The 25,968-nt window shown below is 65.5% G+C and carries 28 protein-coding genes; 15 read left to right on the top strand and 13 right to left on the bottom strand.

Annotation, left to right across the window (positions count from 1 at the left end; translation table 11 throughout):
* Positions 1–194: 194 nt before the first annotated feature.
* The 7 genes from PARN5_RS0112425 to PARN5_RS0112395 form a co-directional block, all read right to left on the bottom strand.
* Complete coding sequence (locus PARN5_RS0112425) at positions 195–1,103, bottom strand: hypothetical protein (RefSeq protein ID WP_018000096.1); 909 nt, start codon at positions 1,101–1,103, stop codon at positions 195–197.
* Entirely contained in the window at positions 1,100–2,953 is a 1,854-nt protein-coding gene (locus PARN5_RS0112420) for a hypothetical protein (protein WP_018000095.1), read from the bottom strand. The genes PARN5_RS0112425 and PARN5_RS0112420 overlap by 4 nt, the downstream gene beginning before the upstream one ends.
* Positions 2,950–3,936: a PD-(D/E)XK motif protein gene (locus PARN5_RS0112415; protein ID WP_198289583.1), complete on the bottom strand. Its 987-nt coding sequence runs from the start codon at positions 3,934–3,936 to the stop codon at positions 2,950–2,952. The genes PARN5_RS0112420 and PARN5_RS0112415 overlap by 4 nt, the downstream gene beginning before the upstream one ends.
* Before the next feature lie 19 nt (positions 3,937–3,955).
* Entirely contained in the window at positions 3,956–6,565 is a 2,610-nt protein-coding gene (locus PARN5_RS0112410) for a Z1 domain-containing protein (RefSeq protein WP_018000093.1), read from the bottom strand.
* 136 nt (positions 6,566–6,701) lie between these two features.
* Entirely contained in the window at positions 6,702–7,082 is a 381-nt protein-coding gene (locus tag PARN5_RS0112405; protein ID WP_018000092.1) for a hypothetical protein, read from the bottom strand.
* Complete coding sequence (locus tag PARN5_RS0112400; protein WP_018000091.1) at positions 7,079–8,404, bottom strand: recombinase family protein; 1,326 nt, start codon at positions 8,402–8,404, stop codon at positions 7,079–7,081. Before PARN5_RS0112400 ends, PARN5_RS0112405 begins: the two co-directional genes overlap by 4 nt.
* A complete protein-coding gene (locus PARN5_RS0112395) occupies positions 8,401–8,856 on the bottom strand; it encodes a DUF2924 domain-containing protein (RefSeq protein WP_018000090.1) in 456 nt (151 codons plus the stop codon). Before PARN5_RS0112395 ends, PARN5_RS0112400 begins: the two co-directional genes overlap by 4 nt.
* Before the next feature lie 331 nt (positions 8,857–9,187).
* On the opposite strand from PARN5_RS0112395, the gene PARN5_RS0112390 reads away from it, so the two are divergent.
* From PARN5_RS0112390 to PARN5_RS0112375, 4 genes are all read left to right on the top strand, one after another.
* Entirely contained in the window at positions 9,188–9,886 is a 699-nt protein-coding gene (locus PARN5_RS0112390; protein WP_157403983.1) for a hypothetical protein, read from the top strand.
* The gene (locus PARN5_RS0112385; protein ID WP_018000088.1) at positions 9,883–11,349 is read left to right on the top strand and encodes a hypothetical protein; all 1,467 of its coding nucleotides are present in this window, start codon (positions 9,883–9,885) and stop codon (positions 11,347–11,349) included. Before PARN5_RS0112390 ends, PARN5_RS0112385 begins: the two co-directional genes overlap by 4 nt.
* Before the next feature lie 93 nt (positions 11,350–11,442).
* Positions 11,443–11,673: a hypothetical protein gene (locus PARN5_RS0112380; RefSeq protein WP_018000087.1), complete on the top strand. Its 231-nt coding sequence runs from the start codon at positions 11,443–11,445 to the stop codon at positions 11,671–11,673.
* 97 nt (positions 11,674–11,770) lie between these two features.
* Positions 11,771–12,487: a sigma-70 family RNA polymerase sigma factor gene (locus PARN5_RS0112375; protein ID WP_018000086.1), complete on the top strand. Its 717-nt coding sequence runs from the start codon at positions 11,771–11,773 to the stop codon at positions 12,485–12,487.
* Here the strand turns inward: PARN5_RS0112375 and PARN5_RS0112370 are convergent.
* Together PARN5_RS0112370 and PARN5_RS0112365 are read right to left on the bottom strand one after the other, a co-directional pair.
* The gene (locus PARN5_RS0112370) at positions 12,475–12,909 is read right to left on the bottom strand and encodes a type II toxin-antitoxin system VapC family toxin (protein WP_011748362.1); all 435 of its coding nucleotides are present in this window, start codon (positions 12,907–12,909) and stop codon (positions 12,475–12,477) included. The two genes, PARN5_RS0112375 and PARN5_RS0112370, sit on opposite strands and share 13 nt — an antisense overlap.
* Positions 12,906–13,145, bottom strand: coding sequence for an Arc family DNA-binding protein (locus tag PARN5_RS0112365; protein ID WP_018000085.1), 240 nt, complete (start codon positions 13,143–13,145; stop codon positions 12,906–12,908). Before PARN5_RS0112365 ends, PARN5_RS0112370 begins: the two co-directional genes overlap by 4 nt.
* A 123-nt stretch (positions 13,146–13,268) precedes the next feature.
* On the opposite strand from PARN5_RS0112365, the gene PARN5_RS0112360 reads away from it, so the two are divergent.
* From PARN5_RS0112360 to PARN5_RS0112335, 6 genes are all read left to right on the top strand, one after another.
* Positions 13,269–13,469, top strand: coding sequence for a hypothetical protein (locus PARN5_RS0112360; RefSeq protein ID WP_018000084.1), 201 nt, complete (start codon positions 13,269–13,271; stop codon positions 13,467–13,469).
* On the top strand, positions 13,466–15,706 hold the full coding sequence (locus PARN5_RS0112355) for an AAA family ATPase (RefSeq protein ID WP_018000083.1): 2,241 nt from the start codon (positions 13,466–13,468) through the stop codon (positions 15,704–15,706). Before PARN5_RS0112360 ends, PARN5_RS0112355 begins: the two co-directional genes overlap by 4 nt.
* 320 nt (positions 15,707–16,026) lie before the next feature.
* Positions 16,027–16,251 carry a hypothetical protein gene (locus tag PARN5_RS0112350; protein WP_232290453.1) on the top strand — a complete coding sequence of 75 codons (225 nt, stop codon included), beginning with the start codon at positions 16,027–16,029 and terminating at the stop codon, positions 16,249–16,251.
* Positions 16,244–16,621, top strand: a complete 378-nt coding sequence (locus PARN5_RS0112345) for a DUF6362 family protein (RefSeq protein WP_011748357.1) — start codon at positions 16,244–16,246, stop codon at positions 16,619–16,621. The genes PARN5_RS0112350 and PARN5_RS0112345 overlap by 8 nt, the downstream gene beginning before the upstream one ends.
* Before the next feature lie 139 nt (positions 16,622–16,760).
* The gene (locus tag PARN5_RS0112340; protein WP_018000081.1) at positions 16,761–17,105 is read left to right on the top strand and encodes an HNH endonuclease signature motif containing protein; all 345 of its coding nucleotides are present in this window, start codon (positions 16,761–16,763) and stop codon (positions 17,103–17,105) included.
* 126 nt (positions 17,106–17,231) lie between these two features.
* Positions 17,232–18,539 (top strand): ParB N-terminal domain-containing protein, encoded by a 1,308-nt coding sequence (locus tag PARN5_RS0112335; protein WP_018000080.1) that lies wholly within the window; start codon positions 17,232–17,234, stop codon positions 18,537–18,539.
* Positions 18,540–18,557: 18 nt separating this feature from the next.
* On the opposite strand, the gene PARN5_RS24220 is transcribed toward PARN5_RS0112335, so the two are convergent.
* Positions 18,558–19,271, bottom strand: a complete 714-nt coding sequence (locus tag PARN5_RS24220) for a hypothetical protein (protein ID WP_148044816.1) — start codon at positions 19,269–19,271, stop codon at positions 18,558–18,560.
* A gap of 332 nt (positions 19,272–19,603) precedes the next feature.
* On the opposite strand from PARN5_RS24220, the gene PARN5_RS0112320 reads away from it, so the two are divergent.
* Positions 19,604–19,828, top strand: a complete 225-nt coding sequence (locus PARN5_RS0112320) for a hypothetical protein (protein ID WP_018000078.1) — start codon at positions 19,604–19,606, stop codon at positions 19,826–19,828.
* A gap of 54 nt (positions 19,829–19,882) precedes the next feature.
* On the opposite strand, the gene PARN5_RS0112315 is transcribed toward PARN5_RS0112320, so the two are convergent.
* Complete coding sequence (locus PARN5_RS0112315; protein WP_018000077.1) at positions 19,883–20,470, bottom strand: DUF3489 domain-containing protein; 588 nt, start codon at positions 20,468–20,470, stop codon at positions 19,883–19,885.
* A gap of 94 nt (positions 20,471–20,564) precedes the next feature.
* Positions 20,565–20,789, bottom strand: coding sequence for a hypothetical protein (locus PARN5_RS0112310; protein WP_018000076.1), 225 nt, complete (start codon positions 20,787–20,789; stop codon positions 20,565–20,567).
* A 129-nt stretch (positions 20,790–20,918) separates the two neighbouring features.
* Between PARN5_RS0112310 and PARN5_RS0112305 the strand changes: the two genes are divergently transcribed.
* From PARN5_RS0112305 to PARN5_RS22085, 3 genes are read left to right on the top strand one after another with little or no spacing between them, the layout of a single operon-like run.
* Positions 20,919–21,389: a phage terminase small subunit P27 family gene (locus PARN5_RS0112305; protein ID WP_018000075.1), complete on the top strand. Its 471-nt coding sequence runs from the start codon at positions 20,919–20,921 to the stop codon at positions 21,387–21,389.
* Positions 21,373–23,145 (top strand): terminase TerL endonuclease subunit, encoded by a 1,773-nt coding sequence (locus PARN5_RS0112300; protein ID WP_081614962.1) that lies wholly within the window; start codon positions 21,373–21,375, stop codon positions 23,143–23,145. The genes PARN5_RS0112305 and PARN5_RS0112300 overlap by 17 nt, the downstream gene beginning before the upstream one ends.
* A gap of 27 nt (positions 23,146–23,172) precedes the next feature.
* Complete coding sequence (locus tag PARN5_RS22085) at positions 23,173–24,468, top strand: phage portal protein (RefSeq protein ID WP_081614961.1); 1,296 nt, start codon at positions 23,173–23,175, stop codon at positions 24,466–24,468.
* A 30-nt stretch (positions 24,469–24,498) separates the two neighbouring features.
* On the opposite strand, the gene PARN5_RS23525 is transcribed toward PARN5_RS22085, so the two are convergent.
* Positions 24,499–24,942, bottom strand: coding sequence for a hypothetical protein (locus PARN5_RS23525; protein ID WP_036744612.1), 444 nt, complete (start codon positions 24,940–24,942; stop codon positions 24,499–24,501).
* Between the two features lie 149 nt (positions 24,943–25,091).
* On the opposite strand from PARN5_RS23525, the gene PARN5_RS0112285 reads away from it, so the two are divergent.
* Positions 25,092–25,958, top strand: coding sequence for a head maturation protease, ClpP-related (locus tag PARN5_RS0112285; protein ID WP_018000070.1), 867 nt, complete (start codon positions 25,092–25,094; stop codon positions 25,956–25,958).
* Positions 25,959–25,968: the final 10 nt, after the last annotated feature.

The raw sequence follows: 25,968 nt of genomic DNA, 5'->3' as shown, positions 1-25,968 counted from the left end.
GGCAATTGCGACGAGATCCTGCCGCACCGTTGCGAGGGACGCTGCAGGGACGGGTGCGCCGCCCGTCGCGGCAAAGCGCACCTGATCGGGAAGGTCATCGGAGCGAAAGCCGGCCCAAGCCGACGGTCCATGCTCGAGGAACCTGCGAACGATGACGTCGCAGGCCGGACCGGGCAGTCTTGGAAGCAGAAACGTCATTCCGGAACTCCCGGCTCTGCGAGCGCAAGCATCGTTGAGCGAAAGATGCCCGGACGGCTTTCGAGCACGGAACGGATGAAGGAAGCGTCCTTGCCGGGCCATGCCTTGCGCAGCCACGTTGCGGCCTGGGCACCGAGTGACCCCGGCTCTGCCGCATCCATCATCGTTTCGGCTTCGGGGTCAGCAAGAAAACGCTCGCAGATCTGACTCATGACATCGCCAAGCAGGAACTGGATCGTGGCCGGGTCCTCGTCCTCGATCCGCTGAAGGGTCTCGCTGGACTTCGCGTTAAGGTAAAGGCGAACCGCTCCGTGGAAATCTCGCGTCCAGTCCCCAGGCGACCAGTGCAGGTGCCACGGCGCAGCACCCGCAATTCCGCCACCGAGCATCTGCGCGAGGTCCACCGTCTCGATGGGGAAGCGCGGCTCTTCTCCCTCGAGCCTGACCCGTGCAATGTCGGACCAGATCCGGTCGCCGGGATGGATGGGCGAGAGCACTGAGAATCCTGCCGGGGCCTTCCCAAGAAGGATTTCGGTCTGCAGATCCAGGATCATCGAGAGCCGTCGGCCCTCGATGGTCTGCTCGAACTCCCACGACGTGTCCCCGGGGTGGAACTCCCGGCGCGTGCGGGAGAGGATCAGGCGGGGCAGCCTGCCTTGACCCGTCCCGATCCTCACCGAGCCGGCCAGGGCGAGCTGATCGACGGGGATGCCGAGATCGGATGCCGCCAGTTCGAGATTCAGGCGCAATGTCCGGCGGATGCAGATATCGCTCGCGCTGTCCCAGTGCGGAAGGAATTCGCCCGCAGCTGACCATTCGCGGCCGTCCAGCGAAATCTCCCATGCCGACGCCTCCACGGCCGCCTCGGAAAGCGTGAGGAACGGAAAAGCGACCCGGCGGTTCATGCGCCGGCCTCCAGGATGACATCCGCATCCGCCGTAACCGCGCAGTCTTCCGGCACAAGGACACGGATCTCGAACCGTCCCTCCCGGCCACCGAGGTCGAGCGTGTTGCCGGCGGTTTCCGCCTCTCCGTCCAGCCACCTGACGGACAGGACGTCGGGCCTGCCGACGGTGTCGTCGGCCGATCCGAGCGTAGCGCCCTCCACGGCGACAGAAGCCGATGCGACCAGCTTCACGCCGCTTCGCCGCGTGTCCTGCGTTACCTCAGTCAGGAACACTGCAATCCGCCCGGCATCGCCCGCCTCGAGGCGCTGGAAGACGGGACGACTTGCTCGTGCCCTCGATGGACGCCCACCGCCGGAACCTCCGGAACCTCGCCGCCGACCGGCACCGTCGCCCCCGACGTTTTCGAGCACCGCCCCGAGACGCCCGGCAAGGCGGGCGAGCGGCGGGCCGGATCCTTCCCCCGGCCTGGGGGAGATCGGCTCCATGCCCATCTCGGCGGCGATTTCCCTCAGGCGCCTCAGCGCGATGTTGACGTAGCGCTTCTCGTTGCCTCTCGGCAGGTTGTCGGGAACCCAGTCGTCATGGGCAGGCGGTTCGGAGTCCGCGAAGGCCTGCTCTACCTCGTCCTCGTCGCTGGCGATGAACACGCCTGCCCATTCCAGCCGCGCGTCGGGGAGCGGATTGCCCTCGAGATACTTCACGACGAGCTCGACGGGGCGCATCAGCGCAATGTGGTGCATCTGCCCGGGGACAAGCCTGACGTCCTCATCTGCAGTCAGGTGACGCCTCGGCGACCGCAGGCCCTTCTCGATCGCGAGCGTCCCGAGGAACTTCTGTGGTCTCTGGGACTCGATCCGCCGAACATCGTTCCCCTTGCGGGCCCGCGCCGCGCTCATCGCCTTGCACAGCAGATCGAACGGGGCGAGGTCCTCCGGCGCGGGAACGGGCAGTTCCTGATCCTCGACCATCACCTTGCAGGCGAACCGGTGCTTCGCGGGAGCGCTGCGCATCATCCGCGGCCAGAAGCTCCAGAGCAGTGTCTCGATGATCCTGTTTCCGGTCACCGTCAGATTGCCCTCGTCGGGCTGGAAACCGAGGATCATGATCGATGTCCCGGACCTTCCCGGGTCGCGGTCCGGCAGACCGAGATGACTGGCAAGCGCCGAGGCGGCAGCGCCCGTTGCCGGATCGGCGATCCCGTCCTCCGGATCCTTCACACCCCACCAGTGACGGCCCGTGAAGCGCCTCCTCATCCCGTTCTCCGGCCTCTCGAACGAACGGCCGACATGGCATGCCATCAGGCGCCGCCCCTCCGTACCGGCTCCGTCGGGCAGCGTATCGACGATGATCGTGCTGCACGCGCTGGCGCGATACAGGGCGACCTTGCCGAAGCCGTACGTGCCGCCCCCCTGTTCGGTGTCCCGAGCTGTGCCGATGTTGCGAAGGAAGTCGATGAAGTTGGTTTGTTCGGTTCCGACCGGGATCCGGTCTGACCGTGTCGGGCCGCCAAGGCCCACGGTGCCGAAGTCGCAGATCTCGAGAACGACCGCACTTTCGGCCTCGAGGAAGCCCGAGATCGTGGCGGACGAACCCGGCTCCTCCGGAACCTCGGCAAGGATGACGCTCCGAAGGATGTCGTGCTGGGTGTCCGAGAGAGTCCGCAGCCTGATCAGGATCTCGGACCCGACGCCTGGTCGCGCGGCGTCGGCAATGTTCTGGACCGCTTCCCGGATGACCGTCTGCAACGGATCGAGCGTTGGTGCCCCGAGCAGACGGCGGAAGTTCTCGCCGATGTTTCCGGTCGAACCGTAAGGCTCGGAATGGAGCTCGAGCGGGCTCAAGGTCATCCGGACAATTCCTGAAGAAGTGAGGCGATTTCCGCCGGCGGGCATTCTGCCTCGGAGGCATGCCCGAGATCGATCCTGTAGGTCGCATCGACGATACCTGCAGGGATCATTCCTCCGACAAAGCTCGAAGGCACGATCCGGGGAAGACCCGGGCCGACACGATAGAGGCGTTCTGCCTCCGCCCTGAATGCGAAACGGTTCCATGCGGCGTCATGCACGTCCGTGCATCCGACTGCCGCGAGCAGCGCCCGCAGTCCCGCGGGGTCGTCGGCGCGCAGCAAGGCCCTGTCTCCGAGTGAAGCCACGGTCAGAAGGCCGCCCTCGACCGCCTCGAGGACCAGATGCGCAAGGTGCAGCGATCCGCCCGCGGGCGGTTGCAACTGATCGATGCCGTTGATAGTGACCTCGCGGGCCCCTGCGCCGAGCGATGCCTTGACCTCCATCGAGACGTCTCTGGCCCGGAAGTCGTGCCGGTCTCCGGCCGGCCCGCGCCAGCAGCGCCAGGCCGACGGCGAAATGTCAAGAAGCCGGTTCAACACGACCAGCTCGGCCACGAGGCCGACAACCCGCGATCGATCCATCTCTCTCCCTGCTGGTGGGACGAGAAGTTCGCGGAAGTCATCGAGCGCACCTGCCACTGCCGCGACCCCGTCCTTCCGGTCGGCCAGACGGCGGACGATGTCATCCACGACCTCACCGAATACGGCTTCGAGATCCGGCGACATGCAGATGATATCGAGAAACCGGATCGCGCGTTGCCCATGCGTGAGAGTCGTCAAGCCGATCTTCAAGGCACTGCCCGTCTCGAGAGCACCGATCTTCTCGCCCGTCACAAGCGGCACCAGCAGCCGCGCTTCCCCGCCGGAACCGATGGCCAGCCGGATCGGCCCCGCCTTCGTCGTTGCGCCAAGAGGCCGCGAGGGGATACCGAGACTATCTCCGTCGATATGCCCTGCCCGAAGGACGTTCCAGCGTCCCTGCACCGGGCTCTCCTGCTCGGGTCTAGACACCTGCTGCCTCCGTCTGCGCGGCCTCCTCTTCCTCGATCGCGGCGACTTCCTCGGCCGACAGCGGCTGCAGCTCCACCGAGACGAAGTTCCCGCCCTCCGTGACCGATCCGGGGAAGACGATCCCGATTCCGAGCACGTCATGCACGGCATCGAGCGGCACTCTCGCCTTGCTCTCGCGCTCGGGGCGCGAGTCCCGCGCGATTGGATAGAGCAGGAGAAGCGGAACCTGTCCCACCGCGTCCAACCTCGCCGCCTTCAGTTCCTCCCAGCTTCCGTTGCCTCCGACAGTGTTGCCGCAGTCGAAAACCACATCGCGTCTCGACATGAGTGCCTTGATGTCCGCGATCCCGTTCGTATCATTCAGCCTCGCGCGGTTGACCGTCCTGACGGAGCCGATCGTACCGAGAGCAGCATCGGAATCGCGACCGCGGCCGGACTCGACGATACCGACGTTCCATGACGAAAGGCGTGGATCCGGCCCGTCGATGAACGGGACCAGCATGGCCGGCAGCAGGTCCGCCTGGGAGGACTCGACGGAATAGGCCTCGAGGAACCTGCGGACCGACGACCTCGGCACGTTGCGCCAGAGCTTGCGCTCCCCTGCGTCCCGATCGCGCAGGCCAAGCGCCTCGATACGGCTGACCAGTTCGTTGCCTGCTGCCCAGTTCCTTTCGAGCAGTCCAGCGTCAGTGTGAGCGAAACGGAACGTCTGGCGATGGGTTCCCCAGTAGCTGACAGCACAGCGCCTCGCGGCGCGCATCTTGTTTGCCGCGGTGATCGCCATGCCGGGAATTGCCCTGATCCGGACCGCCAGGTCCATCGGCGTGAGGTCGCGGAGCCGATACTGCTCGATGTCCTCCCTGATTTCCTGTTCGACGGAGGCAAGCGCCCTGAATCGCAGCTTGAGATCGCTCGGCATCCAGATCCGCGGAAGATCCTCGTAGCCGGGCCGGTAGCCGAACCAGCGTCCCATCTGGAGTAGCGTGTCGTACTGGTTTGCCGTTCGCAGGAAATAACTGACCATCAGGCCTTCGAGGGTCAGGCCCCGAGCGAGGATGGAGCCGCCGACCACGATGTACGTCTTCGGCCGGCCGGAATAATCGATCCTGTCGTCGCTTGCGCCGTTCTCGACCGGGAACTCGATGCTTTGGAGCACTTCCGGCAGATACCGGAAGACATCTTCCAGTGTGACCGGCTTCGCATCAGTCACGTCGTCCGGCAGTCGTCCCTGCTCCTCGTCCCAGACCCGACCGAGCAGGGATCCGATGTCGGATGCCGAATCGACAAGATCCTTGCGGTGCACGTCGACCCAGCCCTCGATCAGCGCCGCAACCACCTCGTGCGCACGAACGTAGGCCGATGTGTGCACCAGCATCGTCATGTGCTGGTCCCCATGTCCGCGGGCGCGCCGCGCGGCGCAGCACGCGAGGAAGTAGAGGATGGCGGCCTCGAGACTCGGCGTCATGGCAGGCTGAAAGGCGTCACGCTCCTTCCTGCTGCGCGGCTGCAGCCCCGCCTCATCCTCATCCGGCACGTCGCGGATCATGTCGAGCCCTTCCTCGTCGGGCCGCACGTCCTCCGGGTCGACCGGCGTCTTCCCGAACAGACGCTCGGTGCCGAAGTACCGATCTGGTTTCGGCAGTGCCGTGATGAAGTCCCGTGGATAGAGATCGTCGAGCTCCTGGCCGTCGACACGGTAGGGGTTGATCAGCACATTCGCGAAGGGAGTGGCAGTGTAGCCGACATAGGTAACAGCCGGGAGCAGTCCGAGAAGTTCGCGGATGCGCTGGTTGATGGCCGTCATGTCGAGCTCGCCCCGCGCCGAGTTCACGCTTGCCTGGTCGCATTCGTCGTCGATGACCAGGACCCGGAGCTGCTGCAACACAGCCGGCAATGTCTCCCTGATGGCCTTACGCAGTTCTCCAAGGGGCGAGACGTTCTTCTTGATGACGGCCAGCTGCGCCTTGTCGGAATGGGAGAGGAAACCGCCCTGAGGCGGAGCCCGGAAATCCCTGTCCACCTGGTTCGACGTGAGCACCTGCCAGTTCAGGGGATTGCGCCGCACCAGGTCGGAATACAACCTGAGCTGGGTCTGATGGCGTAGCTTGTTCGTCAGACCGGCGAGGACGATTACGGTATCGTAGCCTGCATCGAGCGCCTTGGCGATGACGGCCGTCATGTTCGCCGTCTTGCCCGACTGGACGTGGCCGACGACCAGTCCGCGACAGGAGAACTGGCTCCTCGCCGGATCCCGCGGGTTCTCGAGAAGTGATACTACCTCGTTCGATGCGTCATCGATGCCGTGCACGTCGTCCTCGTGCCACTTCTTCTCGTTAAGAAGGAAGGACTTCACGGCAGGCCAGTGCAGGTCCGACGGTCTCGGGCCGAAGTACCATTCCGGCCGTTTTCTGATCACCGAGTGGCTGTGGAGTATCTCGATCTGTTCGAACTCGCGGGTAACGATGGCGGCGGCTTCGTCGATCTCGCCGGACAGATTAGCTGCAAGCCCGGGGGAGAGGAGGTCGAGTTCGGTGCGAACGGCAGCAACCGCGCTTTCGAGATTGCCATGCCGTGGCAGCGCTTGGCGGATACGTTCAACCAATCCATCAACTTGAGGCCCCGGCACAACGCCCTCCCGACTGAAACGCGAGCAATCTCCAGAGAACTGGATCAAGCCCAAGCAATCATGAGATGATTTCAGGATCAAGACGAGGATTGGACGGGGAGTGTCGAGAATGTCAGAAAGACTTCCTCTGGCTCTCCCACTCCTCCGGGAACCCGTCCATCAGCCGGACCAAGGTCACGTCCGGCCCTTGCCGACCTTCCAGAATTGTATCCACGATGTCGGGGGCGAGCAGCGTGAGGCGAAGGATGCGGGTGAGGTAGGAGGGCGAGATGCCCTCATGCGCGGCGAGGTCGGTGATGGTCGCATAGCGGCCTGTGTCGATCATCCGCTTCCACCGGAACGCGCGCGCCAGCGCCTTGACCAGCGTGTTGTCGGTCCGCCGCGAGTGCGTGGCGCCTTCCGGCAAGTGCATTTCCTTCCGCCCGCCGCGCTTCACGACGCGGAACGGGACATGCAGCGTCACGGTTTCGGGGATCGGTGCCCGGCGAGTCATGCTGCGGCCTCGATACCGCCTGTCTGCATCTCGCGAGCGAGGCTGCCGAGCCCGTCGACGCGGAGCCGGACATTCAGGCCGCCCGTACTGATGTCGACCCGTTCAACCAGCAGCGCTACGATGCGGGCTTGCTCGGCGGGGAACAGTTCGTCCCACAGCGGATCGAGCTGCTGCAGGGCCGCGCGGGCATCGGCCTCGGTGATGTCGTCAGCATGGGCGCGCGCCGCCTTCCACGTCCCCGCAACGATCTCCGGCTGGCGGAACACGGCGCGCAACTGGTCGATGACGGCAGCCTCGATCTCACCTGCGGGGACACGACCCACCGGGCAGGATCCAGCACCGTGCTTCAGCACGGTCTGGCTGACATAGTAGCGGTAGAGCTTGTCGCCTTTCCGGGTGTGCGTCGGCGAGAAGGCGGCGCCATCGGGCCCGAACAGCAGTCCCTTCAGCAGCGCGGGCGTATCAGCGCGTGTGCGGGCCGCGCGCTTGCGCGGGCTCTCCTGCAGGATGGTGTGGACACGGTCCCACGTCTCGCGGTCGATGATGGCGTCGTGCTCGCCGGGGTAGCTGTCGCCCTTGTGCACCGCCTCGCCGATGTAGGCGCGGTTGCTCAGCATCCGGTAGATGTATTTCTTGTCGATCCGGTTGCCGCGCGGCGTTCGGATGCCGCGTTTCGTGATCTCTCTCGCCAGCTCCGTGCCCGACCCGATCTCGAGGAAGTGGGCAAAGATCCAGCGGACGTGCGCGGCGGCTTCCTCGTCCACCAGCAGTTTGCGGTTTTCCACCCGGTAGCCGTAGGGCGGCACGCCCCCCATCCACATACCCTTCTTCCGGCTCGCGGCGACCTTGTCGCGGATGCGCTCGGCCGTCACCTCGCGCTCGAACTGGGCGAAGGACAGCAGGATGTTCAGCGTCAGCCGCCCCATCGACGTGGTCGTGTTGAAGGACTGGGTCACGGAAACAAACGTCACGCCGTTCCGGTCGAAGACCTCGACCAACTTGGCGAAGTCGGCGAGCGAGCGGCTGAGGCGGTCGATCTTGTAGACCACGACCACGTCGACCAGCCCGTCCTCGATATCCTCCAGCAACCGCTTCAGGCCGGGGCGCTCCAACGTGCCGCCCGAGATGCCGCCGTCGTCATATTGATCGCGGACAAGAACCCAGCCCTCGGACCGCTGGCTGGCGATATAGGCTTCGCAGGCCTCGCGTTGGGCGTGGAGCGAGTTGAACTCCTGCTCCAACCCTTCCTCGGAGGATTTGCGGGTGTAGACCGCGCAGCGCAGCTTGCGGACGACCTTCGATTTTTCCGGCGGCTTCGTCATGTCCGCCCCCTGTGGTTCTTGAGCCCGAAGAAGGTCCACCCGTTCCAACGCGTGCCGGTGATGGCCCGCGCGATGGCCGACAGCGACTTGTACGGCCGCCCCTGCCATTCGAAGCCATCGGCGGTGACGGTGACGATCTGTTCGACGCCCTGCCATTCTCGCAGCAGCCGTGTGCCGGTGATGGGGCGGTCGCGATCGGCGCGGATGCCGCGCTTCCTCTTGTCCCCGCCGTCCAGTTCCTCGCCAAGCCGTTCCAGCCGCCGGATTGTCTCGGGCTTCAGCCCGCCATAGGCCAGTTCCTGGATGCGATAGGCGATGCGGCTTTCGAGATAGCGGCGGTTGAACGGCGGCGGCTCGCTGTCGAACAGGTCACGCCACTGCGCCTTCAATTCCGGCGTGGTCGCGGTCTTCAGCGCGGCCAGGCGCGCGGGGATGGGATCGGGCTTGTTCATGCATTTCTCCGTTGCGTTGGAGTTGCATGACGGCATTGGTCGGACGGATAGTGTAGGCAACTTTCTCCAGTGTCGTCAGATTCTTCTACTGTCTCCCGCGTGCGCAGCCGACCCAGCCCGAGCGCCAGCAGCCTGCACAGTTCGGCGCGGCGCTCGGCCGGGGTCATCAGCATGGGGGACAGGGGATTGGGTCGTTTCATCAGGATCAGCCCGGTTGCTTCTCCTGAGGAAAAGCCACCCGTCCCGGAGGATCGGGACAGCGGGCACAAGATTATTTTGCCTTTTTCCCCTCTCGGGTTAGCCTTGGCAAACTCTGATCATGGAGACCTGCATGGTTCGAGCGCCTGCCAAGTCCTGCCCCGCCCTGTTCCGCCTGTTCGGCGATGCTGAGGCGTCGATGATCGCCGCGTTCCTGCAAATGCGGGTTTTCGACAAACTGACCTGGCTGGTCGATTACTACTTCGATCCGGATGAAACGGACGGGAACGTGCCGGCCGCCGCCATGCTGCGCGAGCAGCGCAAAGAGAAGCTGTCACCGCTCGAAACCGAAGCGGCCCGCATCGTCACCATGTCGTCAGATCGCGGCCAGTTCGCGCTCGACGGACTGGTTCGCTCCAAACTGACGACAGAGCAGAAGCGCGAGTTCGAGGGGCAGCGCGACGCGCTGGCGCGCAGCTTGTGGGCTTATCTCAAGGAGCCGATGTTGTTCGAGGCGGCCGAGAACACCCTGCATCTGCGGCTCTATCGCCGCTATGACGCCACTACCAGACGTTCATGGTCGCGCCTGTGGAAGACGGCGCGGCTGATGTCGCCTCATCAGCGCTGGACACCTTGCTGGACGATCTGCGGGATAGGCTCGATCGGGGTGACGGGTATGAAGTCGACCGGTTCGCTATTCCCCAGGACGGCGATGTGCCCGCCGAGGTCATGTACCTTGTGGTTCACCCGGAAGCCCCCACCAGTGTGCGGGAACTCCACGACGACGGGCAGCGCACGACAATGTATTTCCGCCCACCAGGGGAAATCATGATCGTGCACACCCCGAGTACCGGACGCGTGCATGTCCGTGCTGGGACCCGAAAGCTTCGCCATGACGCGGCCGAGAGCTTCATCAGAACGGTCCTCGAGCAAGAGCCCTCGCAACAACCTGTCGATTTTCAGGCCTACGACATCGCGCGGTTCTTTAACGGGTTCGATCTGGGACTCCCCGAGTTCGACGACGCAAGCATCCTGCGAGCTCGCGTGATCCGCGCGGACATCAGTATCGGAAACCTCGCCAACAGGCTGTCGGTCTCGACGTCCCTGGATGAAGACATAGGCCAGCTGATCAGCGATCAGCCGGGCCTTGAGAGGATATTTCGCAATGCCCTCGCGATGCGGTTCGTGGAAATTGCTGTTCAATACCGGCGGGCGGGCGTGGACGGCGAGCGCACGCTGGACTTTACCCTGACGGATCGAAACACCACGAGCCTGCTGAGCCTGGATGATCCGTTCGAGCGCGTCCTCGGTCACCGCTTGCTCCGCCATTGGGGCATATTGCGTGATGGTCGCGCACCGACGCCCAGAGAGAGCACGGCGGTGCTGCCTGCATTGCTGGCTTTGTGGAACCTGGCATCTGACCGGATAAACGGTGCCTGGCTTCATGAGCGGGGGGTAGACGTCAAAACCCTGCTCGATCTCGGGTTCCTGGTCCCCTCAGGTTGGGAGGGTGACGACCTGATCGACGAAGAAGACGATTTCGGGGAACATGTGGCAAAGGTCGTGGAGCGTCCTGAAGGACTCGAGCTTCACTCGAGCGACGGCCAGTCATCGTCGGCCGCGCTGCCTGAGCGCTACCGTGTCTATCGGATTCGAGACGGATGGGTCGCCAGCCACCTGCGCGAGCAGCTTGGCAAGGCGCTGGACATCACAGCGATGGAGAACATCCGGCCCGACCTCATCGCGCTCGGCGCACTCGAAATCGACGGGCGTGATGTGCCGCTCTATCTCGCGCGCCGACTCGAGGACGAACGGGTCCGCGCCGCCATCGACACCGAGCTTCGCGCGCGTGACAAACAGGGGATCGGGCTCGTCCTGCAGGCGGGCGACGTGGCCGGCGTCTGCCTGGCGGCAAATGTGCTCGCCAGACTCGCCGACCATATTCTGCCGGAGGGAGCCGAATTTGCTGTCGATCTGACAAGCCTGACGGCAGCATTTCGTCGGAACCGTTCGTTGGCCCAAGGTGGGGCGGCTGTCGAGTTCCACAAGTCGGGCACCGGCGCCGGGGTGCTGAGCGTACCAGGCCGAGGCACGATCGACATTGTGGGGGAAAATCGCGTCACGGTCATCGATCGACTGGTACAGGCATATCCGACGCCCATGAAGACCGAGGACATGATCGCAGGGTTCGGGGGGCAATCCCTCAGCAGCATTTTTGGCCAGCCATTGTGGGACAAGCTGAAGGCTGGCTTCATGCGCTCTCCGAAGCGCGGACAATGGGAGATCGCGGTCTGACCGCCAACTGCGCTCCAACTGCGTTCAGGGGCTCTGACTAACTGCGATTCGCTGTTTCATTTGAGCTGCTCCTTCAACGACGGAGCATTTCAAATGCCGACCCACAACTCTCATCTCGCGGCGGTGCGCTGCGCGCAGGACCGCACGCCCCGCATCTCATCTAACGACTGGCGTTGCTGCTGCGGCGCACTGCTTGGCATCCACCGCGACGGCCTGATGCATGTGAGCTTCGCGCGCGGTCACGAATATCTGTTCAGCTATCCCGCCACGGCGACCTGCCGGCGCTGCGGGACCATGAGCCAGACGAAGGGACCGGCGCGTTAAGCCGCGCCGTTCCCCTGAATTTCCCGATCATCAGAGGCGCACGACGCCCTGAGGCCCGAGAGAGGCGCTGGACGCCCGGCCGGAAGGCTGGCGTCCCGTGTCTTTCTCCTGGTCCGCGATCCGCGAGGATCTCGCCCGTTCGTCGTCGACCCTGCAATCCCAACGCGATTATCGTGCCGTCCGGTCGACCGAACCGTCGCTTCGGCCTTACACCGATATCGTCGGGCTGCTCGGCGCCCTGCATCATGGGCATCTCGATTTCGATGGGCGAAACGCCATTCTCGCTGCCCTCGTGCGCAGGTCACAAGGCCGCGATCGTCCCGCGGGATTGGCCCTGCACGTCATGCTGCTTTCCCTGTGGCCGGGGCTCGATGCGATCCGCAACCGCTGCCTGCGTCGTCGTGTCGGCACTGCTGACGAGATCAACTCCGACCTCCTGGCCCGCAGCACGGAAATCATCCGGACCCTTGATCTCGGTCGCGTCACCAATATCGCCGCCACCGTGCTGATGAACACCGAACGCGATCTGTTGCGCGCCCATCGACGCGAGATCGACCGCCAGCAATCTTGCGCGGAGGTAGAACCCGACTGGATTGCCGCGCCGCCGTCATGGGCGGAACGGGCCCGGATGCGGGCGGAATTGCGGGCTGATCTGTCGGCGGTAATCGGGTCAGATGCCGATCTGGTCCTTGGCGTCGCGGTGGACGGCTTAAATCAGATCGAGATGGCAAGCGCGCTCCGCCTGTCCGATGGGGCGGCGCGGAAACGTTATCAACGCGCCGCCGCGCGCCTGCGAGGCCATTACCGGCCTTGAGCCGCCTCGTGCCACGGATCCACCACCTCCACGCCCATGGCGGCGAAGGGCGCGGTGTCGCGGCTAGCGACGGGATAGCCCTGTGCCGCGGCAATGGCAGCAATCGCGCCATCGGCAAAACTCACGGCCTGTCCCTGCCGGCGCGCCGTTGCCATCAATACTCCGAAGGCACTGGCAGCGGCCTCGTCGAACGACAGGATACGTGCCGGAAATACCTCGGCCAGCATCTGCTCGAGCCGCGCGTCAAGATCGTCCCGACGCCGCCCAGCGTCCAGGCATGCAATGCCGAACCGCAACTCGGCCAGGCTGATGGTGGTCAGGTGCAGGGTGGTCAACTCTTGCCGGTTGAGCCAGTCGATCACCCGCGGCTCTGGCGCCGGCTTCATCGTCTCCGAGACGACATTGGTGTCGAGGATGATCATTCGAAACCGGCCGGCTCCGCGGGCGTCCGGTCGCGTTCGACCGAAAGGTCGTCCGTCTCGGCGCCGGACCAGATACTGCGCATCAGATCACCCGCGCGCGGGCGCGACTGCGGCAGCACCGCGCGGGCAATGATCTCGCGCAACTCAGCCTCGGCGCTCCGACCATGCGCGGCGGCCTGCGCCTTCAGCGCGCGATGCACCTCTTCCGGGATCTGACGCACGACGATCTGGGCCATGATGAAGCTCGCTCGATATCAATTTTAATTATAGATATCACATTTAATCGCGGCTTCAATGTCCCGATCGGCGTGCGGGGGTGGCCTTTGAACAGGTGAAGCCCCTGTTCACGAGCCCGATCGATGACACTGCCGCCCATTCCGCCGCCTGATCTCCTGAAACGTCTGCCGGGGTATTACCGCCGCTGGGAGCTGACCGAGCTGGTGATGCCAGACCGGTATTACTTCTTCGAAGCAGCCGGCCAGCATGAGGATGGCGAGGACCTCTTCGCGGTCTATATCCAGCCCGCCGATCTGGAGCCCGGCGAAGGGCGGCTACAATGAGCGTGCCGGCGGTCGATCCGGCGCAGATCGCGCTCTTTCTCGATGTCGTCTTCTCCTGGTGCGACGGACTGATCCCCTTGCGCGGCCTGCCCGAGAAGGGCGTGACGCCGCCCCCGCCGAGTGATCTGCGCTGGTTGCCTGCCGATGCGGGTGCGCCCGCGACCGTTGCCGCCTGCGCCGAAGCTGCCGCCCAGATCAGCCGCGCCATCTATGTCATCCCCGGCACCGTGGCGCAGCGTGGCGAAGCCCGCGCCGGGCATGTGCTGCAGATGCAGGCCCTCGTGGTCGATCTTGATCAGGGCGATATTGTCGCCAAGCGCGATCACCTCATCCGCCATCTCGGTCCCGCCACGCTCACGGTGGAAAGCGGTGGCATCACCGAGGGCGGTCAGAAGAAGCTGCATCTGTGGTGGAAGCTGAGCGAGCCCGCGCATGGTGCGGATATCGCCCGTCTTTGCCGCCTGCGCGCCGAGATCGCCCGCAAGGTCGGTGGTGACGGCAGCTTCGGTTCGGCGCACCAGCCGGTGCGGGTTCCGGGCACCATCCATGGCAAGCACGGCCTGAGATCGCAGGTCAGGATCATCGATCATCAGGCGATCGAGGTCGATCTGGCCGAGTTCGAGACTCGGGCGATCGCCATGCCGGCCTTGGCAGAGCCGTCGTCATCGGGCAAGCCCCTCGACTTCAATTCTGATGCAAAACCCTCCGTCGATGCCGTGCTCACCACGCCGGTGCGGGAAGGCGCGGCGGATGACTGGACACGGTTCCAGGGCGCCAGTGCCGCGATCGGCCATTACCTGCGCCAGGCCCATGAGGGGCGCATGACGCTCGATGAGGCCTGGGAGGCGATCTGCAGCTATAACGCCGCGATGCTGCGCCCGCCATGGCCCGAGGATCGGCTCAAGGCCGAGACGCGCCGGCTGTGGCAGCGTCATCTCGAACGCAACGGACCTGCGCAGCCGCCGCGGCAGGAGTCGCATACAGCCCCGCTCGCCTGCTTCAGCCTCGGCCAGCTGCTCGATGACCGCAGCGCGCTTCCCGACGACATCATCGCGCCTCGGGTGCTGACCCCGGGCGGGCTGCTCGTCCTCGGCGGAGCGCCCAAGGTCGGCAAGAGCGACTTCCTGATCTCCTGGCTCGTCCACATGGCTGCCGGCGTGCCGTTCCTCGGCTTCACGCCGCCGCGGCCGCTGCGGGTATTCTACCTGCAGGCCGAGCTGCAGTATCACTACCTGCGCGAGCGCCTCCACCAGATCGGCCTGCCGTCCGAAGTCCTTGTTGCCGCGCGCGACGGCTTCGTCGCCACCCCGCGGCTGAAGCTGCTGCTCGACCACGGTGGCGTCACCCGCGTGCTGGAGGCGATCCGGAGCGCTTTCCGCGACAGCCCGCCCGACATTCTCTGCGTCGATCCGATCCGCAACGTCTTCGACGGCGGTTCGGCGGGTCCGAACGGTGGCAGCGGCGGCGAGAACGACAACAGCGCGATGATGTTCTTCCTCAAGGAGCGGGTCGAAGCGCTGCAGGCGGCGGTCAATCGCGATGCAGGTGTCATCCTCGTCCACCACACGAAGAAGCTTTCGAAGCAGCAGGTGAAGGATGACCCGTTCCTCGCTCTCTCCGGCGCCAGCGCGCTGCGGGGTTATTACACCAGCGGCCTGATCCTGCACCGCCCGGACGACGACAGCACCGCCCGCCGCCTCGAGATCGAACTTCGCAACGGACCGGCCCTGGAGGCGAAGCTGGTCGACAAGATCGGTGGCGCCTGGGTCGAACTGAACGCCCGCCACGAGCGTCTCGTGCGGCAGGAGGTGGGGGCCCGTCTCGACGCCGAGCGCGATCGCAAGGCCGAGGTGATCCTCGACCTGCTCTACGAGGAGGCTGCGGAAGGCCGGCTCTATACCTCCACCCAGTTCGCCTCGAACTTCGAGAACCGCGCCGGCCTCGGCAGCCAGCACACCATCCAGGACCGGCTCAACGTCCTCGCGACCAAGGGCTTCATCAAGTACCAGCGCAACGGCGCACTCTACGGCCTGCCGCTGGTCCGGTCCCGCTTCGGCTACATGTGCGTCGAAGGCATGCGCTTCGGCCGCGTGGAACAGGTCGATCCCGAGACCGGGGAAATCACGGGCCAGGGGCTCGCAGTCCTTCCGAGCCACTACCGCTGCGCGTCCTCGGGGGCCGCGCTCGAGGTCGAGAACCCCTCCGTCTGGGTCTGGCCGGAGGTCGTGGATGTCTGACAAACGCCATGTCCGACATAAGTCGACAATGTCAGACTTCCGGGATTGTCTGACTGATGGCTTGTTTTTCAATGACTTACGGAAGTCGAAGTCAGACATGTCTGACTTCCTTGTCCGACTTCTTCGGAGGCAGAAAAGCAAGCAATATCAACTCTCTGCCTCGCAGAACAAGTCGAACAATGAATCTCCCCATACTACGTATGGGAGGGCCGGCCTCCGGGCCGGACCCCCCATCCGCGACGTCCGGGCCCGCGGTCCTCCACGTCACCCCTCGTGTCTGCCTCACGCGATCACGACGGCCAGAACGACAGGAGATGACGATGGCCTGCAAGACGATGACGATGATGCGCTTCACGCCGCGCGGTTACGGTGGCACCCGCCGCGCCCCCGATCAGGTCCGGCGGGACGGCTGGCATGAGCTGGGGCTGCTGGCGGTCTCGGTCGACGATCCGCGGCTGAGCTGGCCTGAGCGGGAGATGGTCGTGCAGCTGGGCTGCAAGCTCTACGGCCCCCGCGCCAGCGAGGGAGGGCACGGCGATGGCTGAGCGCCACTGGACCACTGACGATGTGGCGGATCACTTCGAGGAGGCGTTCCGCACCCTGCGCAAGCTGCCGGCGGTGAAGGCACGGGGGCATTTCAGCGGCTGGCCGCAGGTACTGCGCAGCCCCCGCGAGATCGCCGCCATGGAACCGGAGCCGATGCGCGTCTGGCCTTCGGCGGCAGCCATCACCCGGCTCGAGCAGACCTTCGACTGGGTGCTGTGGATCGAGGAGGCCGAGCGGCGGCTGGTCTGGTCCCGCGCGGCACGGGTGCCGTGGAAGCAGATCGCGGGCGAGATGGGCTGCGACCGGACCACCGCCTGGCGGCGCTGGCAGCTGGCGCTCACGAAGATCGCTGCGCGGCTGAATGCGTGAACGAGTCCAAAGTGTTGCAACACTTTTCTGTTCGACACATGCAACAGATCCGTGCTACAAGCAGGGCATGATCGGGAGAAGAGCGCCATGAGCGCCACCGATCGTTCCCACACCCATTCCATCCATTTCGCGAGGCCCCATGCCTGTGCGCCCGCCGATCCATCGCCCGGTGGGGCGACGCGACAAGCGTGAACGCGACCGCGATGCTGACCGTAACCGCGACCCCGCGGTCAGGGCGCTCTACAAGTCCGCCCGCTGGCAGCGTGCGCGGCAGATGTTTCTCGCCCGGCACCCGCTCTGCGCGGAATGCCAGCGTCAGGGCCGTGTGAGCGCCGCCAATACCGTCGATCACATCATCCCGCACCGCGGCGACACGGAGCGGTTCTGGGACCCGGACGGTTGGCAGCCGCTCTGTGCCAGCTGTCACAGTCGCAAGACCGCGAGCGAGGATGGCGGCTTCGGCAACGCCCGCCGCCAACCATAAACCACCGCCCCCCCGGGGGGAGGGTAAATCTCTGGGGCCTTCCAGCCCCGGACCGGGCGCCAAGCTTTCTGCATCCATGGCCAAAATGGCGAGGGGGGGTAGCCCCCGATCCGAAGGAACTATTCCATGCTCGATCGTGAACTCGCCGTCGCCTATCGGCCCCTCGACAGCCTGGTGCCCTACGCGCGGAATGCCCGTACTCACTCCGAGGCGCAGGTGGCCGAGATCGCGGGCTCGATCCGCGAGTTCGGCTTCGTGAACCCGGTGCTGATCGCCGAGGACGGCACGCTGATCGCCGGTCATGGGCGGGTGCTGGCGGCGCGACTGCTCGGCATGGATACGGTGCCGACGATCACTCTGACCGGGCTCAGCGACAGCCAGCGGCGGGCACTGGTGCTGGCGGACAACCGCATCGCGCTCAACGCCGGTTGGGACGAGGCGCTGCTGTCGCTGGAGCTCACAGATTTGAAGGAGGCCGGGCTCGATCTCGGTATCCTGGGCTTTGAGGATGGTGAGCTGGACCGGCTGCTGGCCGGGACCGAGGGGGAAGAGGAAGGCTCGACCCCGCCTGTCGTTATCCCCGAGCCGCCGCGCAACCCGGTCTCGCGCACCGGCGATCTCTGGATCCTCGGCGATCACCGGCTGCTCTGCGGGGACAGCACGAGCGACGACGACGTCCGCCGGCTGATGAACGGCGAGCGGGCGGTGCTGTTCGCGACCGACCCGCCGTATCTGGTCGATTACGACGGCAGCAACCACCCGACCCGCAACAAGGACTGGTCGCAGTCGTATGGCGTGACCTGGGACGACAGTTCTCAGGGCGCGGAGCTTTACGACGGCTTCATCGGCGCCGCCGTGGCCGAGGCGATCACCGAGGACGCGGCCTGGTATTGCTGGCACGCCTCCCGCCGGCAGGCGATGCTCGAGGCCTGCTGGGAGAAGGCCGGCGCCTTCGTCCACCAGCAGATCATCTGGGTGAAGGACCGCGGTGTTCTCACCCGGTCGCATTACCTGTGGAAGCACGAGCCCTGCCTCATGGGCTGGCGCCGCCCGAACCGCCCGCCGAAGGTGGCGGACGAGACGCTGCCCTCGACCTGGGAGATGCCCAGCTTCGCCAGGGACGAACGGCCCGATCACCCGACGCCGAAACCACTCGACGCCTTCGGGATCCCGATGCGCCAGCACGTCGCCCGTGGCGGGCTCTGTTACGAGCCGTTCTCCGGCTCCGGGTCGCAGATCATGGCCGGCGAGGCCAACGGCCGCCGCGTCTTCGCGATGGAGATCAGCCCGGCCTATGTCGATGTCGCCGTCGAACGCTGGCAGGCTGAAACCGGCAAGGATGCGATCCTCGACGGCGACGGCCGGACCTTCGCTGAGGTGAAGGCCGAGCGGTTGGGCGACAAGGCCGATACGGAGGCGGCCTCTGCGACCTGACGACGTGGATGGCGTGGCTTACGCAGGAAACCCGTCAGGTCCCGGAGCAGCCTTTACCAGCAGCACCCGCTTTTTTCGTCCAGTTCGGGTAACGAACACGAGCTCTTCGGAGCCATCCTCGTTCACGACATACTTCAGACGATGGAGCGAGAATACCTGACCATCCACGGTCAGTTCTTTGTGGTCTTTGGAAAGGGAAACATTTCCCAACTCGGCATCGAGCCGCGCGAGGATCGCTTCCAGGGACTGCGCTTCGAGAAGGCGAACTTCTCTGACGATCTCCGTCAGCGTGATGGGCTCGAGCCCGCCTTTCTCACGCTCTTCATTGATGCGACGCATCGTCTTTCGAGTGAAATAGTAGCCCAGCGTGGCGACGACCGTAGCTGCCGCGCCGGCAATCGCCCATCCGACAGGGGTGAGTCCTAGGAACGTTGCAGCCGGAGCAATCCCGAGCGTACTGGCAACGCCGCCCAGTCCGACGGCAGTCAACGCGGAGCCGACTCCAAGGGCAGCACTTGACGAAAGAGCAGCGAGGCCGCCGGTGGCGCCGAAGATGCCTGCCGCCGATACCAACCCGAGACTGCCGAGCAGAGTGCTGTTGCCGAGAACGAATGCACCGATCCATGTGCCCGATAGCGTCCCGGCGATGTAGCCGGAGGCTGCTGTCGAAGCGATCCATGCACCTGAGGAGTGGAGAACAGGAACGGCAATGGCGAGAAAAGGCAGGGGCATAAGAGAACTCCGACGTAGGTTATTGTCTGAATGTGGGTCCTCGCCTGATTCTGTTCAAGTCTTTGTGAGCCAATGTCGCTGAACCCACCTCAACCCTGTTGGCGATGGATGCCGTCGACCTTGCAAGATCACAAGGACGGGACGCCGCACGGCGTCTGGCGAGATCCGGATTGGCTCCTCTGCCGCGATAACCGCTGGCGGCCCGTTGAGCCAGGAACATTCCCGCTGGCTGATGGGATACCCGGCCGCATGGGGCTCCTGCGGGGCTACGGCAATGCGATCGTGCCGCCGCTCGCGGCGGAATTCGTGACAGCATTTCTGGAGAGCCTGAGATGAAGCAGAGCCGGACCATGTCGATGGTCGAGGCCGCGGCAAACGTTGTCGTCGGCTACGTTTTGGCCATCGCCACGCAGATCGTCGTGTTCCCGTGGTTCGGGATCGAGACGGGTCTCTCGGAGCATCTGACCATCGGCCTCGCCTTCGTCGGCGTCTCGCTGGCGCGCGGCTACCTGCTGCGCCGGCTGTTCGAGGCGATCCGGATGCGGAACTCGGAATGAAGCACCGCCGCCCCATGCGGGACGGCGTCATCGGGACCATCGTGGTGTGCGGCTTCAGTTGTCTGTGATGCGGTAGGCTCTACCGCGCCCCTCGATTTTCTCGGAGGTGATGGTCAGGCCGAGCTTCTTTTTCAGCGCGCCGGACATGGCGCCCCTAGCCGTGTGAGCTTGCCAGTCGAGGGCCGCCACGATCTCGTCGATGGTCGCGCCGCCCTCGGCGCGGAGCATCTCGATCAGCTTCGCCTGCTTCGTGCCCGTGCGCGGTATGCGCGCCTTGGGCGCGGAGCCGGCTTCGGCCGGAGCGTCTTGCGGGGCTTCTGCGCTCGGCGCCTCGTCCGCGCCCGTGGGCGCGTTGTCGCCGCCGTCCGGCTCGACGCCTATGGCGGCGAGGCCCGCGTCGGTGATGTGCAGGAGGATGGCGTCGCCGACCTCGTCGTTGCGCCAGATGCGGTTGAGCGCGGCGTCGGCCTTGGCCCGGCTGTCGGTCGTGGTCTCGGCGATGAGCCCGCGCTTCAGCAGCGCGCCGACCGCCTTGGCGGCGGCGCCTCCGCGGAGCGAGCCGGGGAGCGGCAGGACGTTGCGGTCCTCGCGCTGCGCGGCGGCGCTGAGGATCACGAGTTGGGTATCGGAAAGCTTGGTCATCTGGGGTCTCCGTGTTCGGGGCCGCGACCGTCGCGACCCTCCTACGACCCCGAGCCGCGCAACGGCGCGGCAGGAGTTCCGGCGGGGCCGGAGATCACTCGGCGTGCTCGCCCTCGCCGAAAGCGCTGTCGGTGATGCGCTTCAGCAGGCTGGCGTAGTGCTCGAGCGTGCCGACGTGGCCCCAGGTCACCTCGTCGGGGTGGGCGTTGAAGTGCTCGTCGCTGAGGGCGGTGAGCCGGACCAGCATCGCGTCGATCTCGGCTTTCTTGCCGATGAAGGCGCTCAGGGCCTCGGAATTGTCGGTGGTGCGGCGGGTCATCTCGGGCCTCCCTGGCTCTGATGCAGCGTCCTTGTGTCATCAGAGTCGCTCCGCCGCGCTGCGAAGTGTAGGCAAATCGCAGCAAGATCATTGCTTTGTGGGGAGGGAACATCAGGAAGGACGTCAATCATGGCTGGCCGCAAACCGCTCCCGACGCAGTTGAAGCTGGTGAAAGGCACGGCGCGGCCGCACCGGATGAACCCCGCCGAGCCGCAGCCGGTCGTGGCGGTGCCGCCGGCTCCCGATCACCTCGACGATGCGGCCGCCGCAAAGTTCACCGAGATGGCCGAGCTGCTGGCCCGGCATGGGGTGATGACCGAACTCGATGTCGGCGCGCTGGCCCGTTACGTGGTGATCTGGCGCCGCTGGCTCGAGGCGGAGGCCGAGGTCAAGCGCCGCGGCCCGGTGGTGAAGACCGTGGGCGGCAATATCATCCAGAACCCGTTCCTGGCCGTGGCCAATAAATGCCTCGCGCAGATGGGCCAGATCGAGAGTGAGTTCGGGATGACGCCATCTAGTCGCACCCGGGTGCGCATGGCTGAACCGACTGACACCCGCGACCCGTTCGAGGATTATCTGAACCGTGGCAGCAGCGCGTAAATCCGGTGCGGGGCCAAAGGCACCGGCATGCCCGGTCACCGCCTATGCAAAGGCAGTCACCGGCGGCAAGATCACCGCGGGCCGGCTGGTGAAGCTGGCCTGCGCACGGCATCTGGAGGACCTGAAGACCGGCAAGACCCGTGGCCTCTCCTGGGACCGCGCCGCCGCGCTGCACGCGATCGAGTTTTTCGGCCACCTGCGGCACTCGACCGGGGAATGGGCCGGCCAGCCCTTTGTGCTGCAGCCGTGGCAGGCCTTCGCGGTCGGATCCGTCTTTGGCTGGAAACGCGCCGATGGACTCAGGCGGTTCCGCACAGCTTACCTCGAGGTGGCGCGCAAGAATGGCAAATCCGCGCTGCTCGCAGGCATCGCGCTCTACGCGCTGATCGCCGATGGCGAGGCCGGCGCGCATGTCTATGCCGCGGCCACCACTCGCGATCAGGCGCGCATCGTGTTCGGCGAGGCCGAGCGCATGGTCGCTTCCAGCCCGGCGCTGGCAGCGCGGGTGACGCGCACGGTCAACAACCTCGCGGTTCTGCCCACCGCCTCGTGGTTCCGGCCGCTCTCGGCCGACGCCAGCAAGATGGACGGGCTCAACGTCCACTTCGCCGCCGTCGATGAGGTGCATGAGCACCCCGGACCCGAGATCATTCAGAAGCTCAACACCGCCACCGGTGCGCGGCGCCAGCCGCTGATCGTCGAGATCACCACGGCAGGGCATGACCGCCACTCGGTCTGTCGCCAGCATCACGAGTTCTCGGTCAAGGCGCTGGAAGGGTCTGTGCCGCATGAGACGGCCGATAGCTGGTTTGCCTATATCGCCACTATCGACGCGGGCGATGACTGGACTGATCCTGCGGTCTGGGTGAAGGCTAATCCCAGCCTCGGAGTGACGGTGAAGCCGGATGACCTGAAGCGCCAGATCGACGAGGCCCGCGAGATGCCGGCGCAGCAGAACGCCATCCGGCGGCTGCGGCTGAATGAATGGACCGAACAGGTCACCCGCTGGCTCGACATGGGCGTCTGGGCCGAGGGCGGGCCGGGTGACGGGGCTGATTGGCGAGATATCCGCGCCGGGCTGGATGATCTGGAAGGCAAGCTGCTGGGCCGCGAGTGCTATGGCGGGCTGGACCTGGCCCGGGTCAACGATCTCTCGGCATTCGTCCTGCTGTTTCCGCCGACGCTGGATCCTGCGCTCGGCGATCTCGCCGAGAAATGGATCGTGCTGCCCCGTTTCTGGGTGCCGGAGGAGGACATCCTGCGCCGCGGCAAGCGCGACCGGGTGCCCTACGATACCTGGCGCAACCAGGGCTTCCTTGTGGCCACCCCCGGCAATGCCACCGATTTTGGCTTCATCGAGGCGGAGATCATCGCACTCGCGGGGCGCTACGATCTGCGCGAGCTCTCTTACGACCGCACCTTCGCTGGTGAGATCGTCCAGCATCTACAGGATGAGGGGCTGAACCTCGTGCAATTTGGGCAGGGCTTTTTGAGCATGGCAGCGCCGACCGCGGAACTGGAGCGGTTGTCGGTCTCTCGCGCCCTCTGGCATGGCGGGCATCCGGTGCTGCGCTGGAATGCCTCGAATGTCGCCGTGCGCCATGATCCGGCCGGCAATATCAAGCCGGACAAGGAACGCTCCTCGGAGCGCATCGACGGCATTGTCGCGATCTGCAACGCCCTCGGCCGGGCGCTCCTGCGCGACGCCAATGCCGGCCGCTCGGTCTATGACAGCCGCAGCATCCTGGTGCTGTAGGTTACCCGTCTTACGGAAAGAATGCCCATGTCCTTCTGGTCCCGCTGGTTTGCAGGCGCCCCGCCTGCGGCCTCACCTCCGCACGCCCCATCACCGCGCGCGTCCGTCCAGGAGGCGGGTGGCGGGCTGGTCATCACCTCCGCTGCCGAGCTGGATGCGGCGCTGAGGGCCGGGGCGGTCAGCGGCTCCGGCATGGCGGTGACGCCTGACAGCGCCATGCGGGTGGCGGCAGTCTATGCCTGCGTGCGCATCATCTCCGGCGCGGTGGCAACTCTGCCCTTGCATATCAAGCGCCGGGTCGATGCCCGGACCCGCGAGGATGCCTCGGATGTTTCGATCTGGCAGCTGCTGCGGCGAAGGCCCAATCGCTGGCAAACGCCATCGCAGTTCCGTCGGATGCTGCAGGCGCATCTGCTCTTGCGCGGCAATGCCTATGCCATGATCGTCCGCTCCCGCGGTTCGGTGCAGGCGCTGATCCCGCTGCATCCGGATCGGGTCGAGGTGGTGCAGGACAAGGACCTGGCGCTGAGCTTTCTCTATACCCGCCCCGATGGAAGGCGTCTGCGGCTGGCGCAGGACGAGGTGCTGCATCTGGTCGGGCTGACGCTGGATGGGGTGCGGGGGGTCTCACCCATCGCCTATGCCCGCGAGACCATCGGGCTGGCGCTGGCAATGGAGGATCATGGCGCCACCACCTTCCGCAATGGCGCCCGGGTCTCGGGCGTGCTCAGGCACCCGCAGAAGCTCGGACCCGAGGCGGTGGCCAATCTCAAGGCCGGGCTCGAGGCATTCCGCGCCGGCGGTGACCAGGAAGGCAAGCACCTCATCCTTGAGGAAGGTATGGATTACGCCCGCATCGCGATGACCGCCGAGGATGCGCAATGGATCGAGAGCAGAAAGTTCAGCCGCACCGACATCGCCATGTTCTTCGGGGTGCCGCCGCACATGATCGGTGATACCGAGAAGTCCACCAGCTGGGGCACCGGCATCGAGCAGCAGTCGATCGGCTTCGTGGCCTATACGCTCGAGGATCACCTGACCATGTGGGAGGAGGCGATCGACCGCGACCTGATCGGCGCGGATGATCTGCTCTATGCCCGTTTCAACCGCGCAGCCCTCGTCAAGGGCGACATCCGGGCCCGCTGGGAGGCCTATGTGAAGGGTCTGCAATGGGGTGTGTGGAGCCCCAACGAGATCCGCGCGCTCGAGGACCAGAATCCACGTGACGGCGGCGACATCTATTATCCGCCGCCCAACATGACCGCAGAAGCCGGGAAGGAGGAGAACGAATCTATCGATCCCGACGCCCAAGCCGATCCCTGATCTCGGGGCTGGAATGCAGCCGGCGCTGCCTCAGTTCGTAAAGGCGTCGATCAACTCGATGACCGAGAGAATCTTCCGGGTTTCGCGATCAACCCGATAGGCGCGATGGCCATCGCGGTAATAGCGCCAGTCGTCACGGGTCTCGAGATTCATCCTGCGAGGATCGCGAATGACCCGGTAATCGTCGATCCGCAGGATATCGCCGATCCGGACCCCGTAGCGGTCATGGTGCCGGTGACGCTCATGGTGCCGGTGACGATCATAATCCCTGCGATCGTCATATTTTCTGGCCTGGCCGGGCGGAACACAGGGCGGGTTCTTCTTCGCCAGCCCCGGCGGGCAGTGTCTTGCCTGGCTGGTCCGGAAGTGGTCGCGATGATGGGTTTTGCTCCGTCCCGGGTCTGCCGAGGCCGGCACAGCGGCCACAGTGGCGGCGGTGACGGCCAATACGGCCAGTTTCTGGAAAATACGCATGGGTCTGCTCCGTCATACTCTTGGTTGAGCAGATAACCGACAACCGCCGCTGATTATCCATCACAAGCGCCTGAGGCGCGGAGAGCGGCAGGAAACTGCCGGTCTTTCTTGCTCAGCCATGAGCCGCACACATCCGAAAGGACCATCCGATGAGCCTGCGTGATCTTCCTGCCGGACCGGCCTTGCCGCGCCCCGCGGCGTTCCAGGCCGATGCGCCATCAGACGCATTGGTCCGCTGGGCCGAAATGCCGGTCGCCGCGCAGGTCACTTCCGTCACCGAGAGCGACAGCACCATCACCATCTTCGACGTGATCGGCGAGGATGATATGGGCGGCGGAGTGAGCCTGCGCCGGATCGCAGCGGCCTTGCGCAGGATCGGGCCGCAGGCGGTGACGGTGCAGATCAACTCGCCGGGCGGCGACATGTTCGAGGGCATTGCCATCTACAACCTGCTGCGCGCCCATCCGGCCGCGGTCACCGTTGAGGTGCTGGGGCTCGCGGCCTCGGCGGCCTCCATCATCGCCATGGCCGGGGACGAGATCCACATGAGCCCCGGCAGCTTCCTGATGCTGCACAATGCCTGGGGCGTGGTGATCGGCAATCGCCACGATATGGCTGAGGCCGCTGCGCTCTTCGAGACATTCGATGCCGCGCTGGCCGGGATCTATGCCGCCCGCAGTGGCAGGTCACAGGTCGAGATTGCCGCGTTGCTGGATGCCGAGACCTTTCTCGGCGCCGAGGAGGCCATCACGGCCGGGATGGCCGACGGCATGGTCGAGGGTTCGGCCGCCGGCCCGCTCGCGCGGTCACCGCAGAGCGGCGCGCAGTCGCGCCCCGACATTCAGGCGCGGCGCCGCATCGACGCGGCTCTGGCGCAGCAAGGCATCCCCCGCAGCGAGCGGCGCGCGATGCTGAAACAGATTACCGGCACGCGCAACGCTGCCGAACCCGCCACGCAGAACGCTGGCATCCCCGTGAGCGCCATCCGGCAGCTCATCGATATCATCCGCTCATAAGGAGAAGCCC

This window comes from Paracoccus sp. N5, assembly GCF_000371965.1.
Lineage (GTDB): Bacteria > Pseudomonadota > Alphaproteobacteria > Rhodobacterales > Rhodobacteraceae > Paracoccus.
This window is presented reverse-complemented; position numbering and strand designations above follow the sequence as displayed.

Bases quoted from the DNA above. Each gene is read 5' to 3' on its own strand.
- PARN5_RS0112370 (WP_011748362.1), bottom strand. From the start codon at position 12,909: ATGATCATCCTCGACACCAATGTCGTCTCGGAGACGATGAAGCCGGCG.
- PARN5_RS0112350 (WP_232290453.1), top strand. From the start codon at position 16,027: ATGGCCTGCAAGACGATGACGATGATGCGCTTCACGCCGCGCGGTTAC.
- PARN5_RS0112420 (WP_018000095.1), bottom strand. From the start codon at position 2,953: ATGACCTTGAGCCCGCTCGAGCTCCATTCCGAGCCTTACGGTTCGACC.
- PARN5_RS0112390 (WP_157403983.1), top strand. From the start codon at position 9,188: ATGGTTCGAGCGCCTGCCAAGTCCTGCCCCGCCCTGTTCCGCCTGTTC.
- PARN5_RS0112315 (WP_018000077.1), bottom strand. From the start codon at position 20,470: ATGACCAAGCTTTCCGATACCCAACTCGTGATCCTCAGCGCCGCCGCG.
- PARN5_RS23525 (WP_036744612.1), bottom strand. From the start codon at position 24,942: ATGCGTATTTTCCAGAAACTGGCCGTATTGGCCGTCACCGCCGCCACT.
- PARN5_RS24220 (WP_148044816.1), bottom strand. From the start codon at position 19,271: ATGCCCCTGCCTTTTCTCGCCATTGCCGTTCCTGTTCTCCACTCCTCA.
- PARN5_RS0112380 (WP_018000087.1), top strand. From the start codon at position 11,443: ATGCCGACCCACAACTCTCATCTCGCGGCGGTGCGCTGCGCGCAGGAC.
- PARN5_RS0112425 (WP_018000096.1), bottom strand. From the start codon at position 1,103: ATGAACCGCCGGGTCGCTTTTCCGTTCCTCACGCTTTCCGAGGCGGCC.
- PARN5_RS0112285 (WP_018000070.1), top strand. From the start codon at position 25,092: ATGAGCCTGCGTGATCTTCCTGCCGGACCGGCCTTGCCGCGCCCCGCG.
- PARN5_RS22085 (WP_081614961.1), top strand. From the start codon at position 23,173: ATGTCCTTCTGGTCCCGCTGGTTTGCAGGCGCCCCGCCTGCGGCCTCA.
- PARN5_RS0112305 (WP_018000075.1), top strand. From the start codon at position 20,919: ATGGCTGGCCGCAAACCGCTCCCGACGCAGTTGAAGCTGGTGAAAGGC.
- PARN5_RS0112385 (WP_018000088.1), top strand. From the start codon at position 9,883: ATGATCGTGCACACCCCGAGTACCGGACGCGTGCATGTCCGTGCTGGG.
- PARN5_RS0112340 (WP_018000081.1), top strand. From the start codon at position 16,761: ATGCCTGTGCGCCCGCCGATCCATCGCCCGGTGGGGCGACGCGACAAG.
- PARN5_RS0112405 (WP_018000092.1), bottom strand. From the start codon at position 7,082: ATGACTCGCCGGGCACCGATCCCCGAAACCGTGACGCTGCATGTCCCG.
- PARN5_RS0112310 (WP_018000076.1), bottom strand. From the start codon at position 20,789: ATGACCCGCCGCACCACCGACAATTCCGAGGCCCTGAGCGCCTTCATC.
- PARN5_RS0112395 (WP_018000090.1), bottom strand. From the start codon at position 8,856: ATGAACAAGCCCGATCCCATCCCCGCGCGCCTGGCCGCGCTGAAGACC.
- PARN5_RS0112400 (WP_018000091.1), bottom strand. From the start codon at position 8,404: ATGACGAAGCCGCCGGAAAAATCGAAGGTCGTCCGCAAGCTGCGCTGC.
- PARN5_RS0112365 (WP_018000085.1), bottom strand. From the start codon at position 13,145: ATGGCCCAGATCGTCGTGCGTCAGATCCCGGAAGAGGTGCATCGCGCG.
- PARN5_RS0112360 (WP_018000084.1), top strand. From the start codon at position 13,269: ATGACACTGCCGCCCATTCCGCCGCCTGATCTCCTGAAACGTCTGCCG.
- PARN5_RS0112320 (WP_018000078.1), top strand. From the start codon at position 19,604: ATGAAGCAGAGCCGGACCATGTCGATGGTCGAGGCCGCGGCAAACGTT.
- PARN5_RS0112345 (WP_011748357.1), top strand. From the start codon at position 16,244: ATGGCTGAGCGCCACTGGACCACTGACGATGTGGCGGATCACTTCGAG.
- PARN5_RS0112335 (WP_018000080.1), top strand. From the start codon at position 17,232: ATGCTCGATCGTGAACTCGCCGTCGCCTATCGGCCCCTCGACAGCCTG.
- PARN5_RS0112355 (WP_018000083.1), top strand. From the start codon at position 13,466: ATGAGCGTGCCGGCGGTCGATCCGGCGCAGATCGCGCTCTTTCTCGAT.